Below are 428 nucleotides of genomic sequence, written 5' to 3'. Positions count from 1 at the left end.
GCCCTGTTCCATTCTTTGAATTAGGGAAGCATACGAAAGAGGACTGGATTGCTATGATGGACAAGTATCCAGATGCGCATGCTGTTCAATTAAAGTCAAAGAAAGCAGTACTTACTGTTACTCGTGATAGTGCCAAGAAATATATTGTGGATCAAGATCCTGTTCCCCTATTAGAAAAATACGATGAAATGATTCGAGCGCAAGATAAAATATCGGGACTTTCTGAAACAAGTTCTAATCCGTTACATCGTTCAACTCGCCGTCTTTGGGCTTTTGTAGAGAACCCTAACAACCCACCGGGCATGTACATGTATGCAGGTCGGGATGGAGTCGTATTTACTACTGCTTATGACGCAATTAAAAGTGCTTTAAATGTAAATGAATTTGGATGGGGACAAATGCATGAAGCAGGACACACAAGGCAACAA

The 428-nt window shown here is 41.1% G+C and carries 1 protein-coding gene; it reads left to right on the top strand.

Translation table 11 applies throughout. From position 1 onward, the window contains the following. Positions 1-428: M60 family metallopeptidase (locus ACM6HU_RS00060; RefSeq protein ID WP_414847940.1), on the top strand; the 428-nt coding region annotated here is incomplete at both ends.

The organism is Bacillus sp. IT-79MI2 (assembly GCF_949768135.1).
Classification (GTDB): Bacteria; Bacillota; Bacilli; order Bacillales; family Bacillaceae_G; genus Bacillus_A; species Bacillus_A pseudomycoides.
The sequence above is the reverse complement of the archived record's forward strand: the minus strand, read 5'-3'. Positions and strand labels throughout refer to the sequence as shown.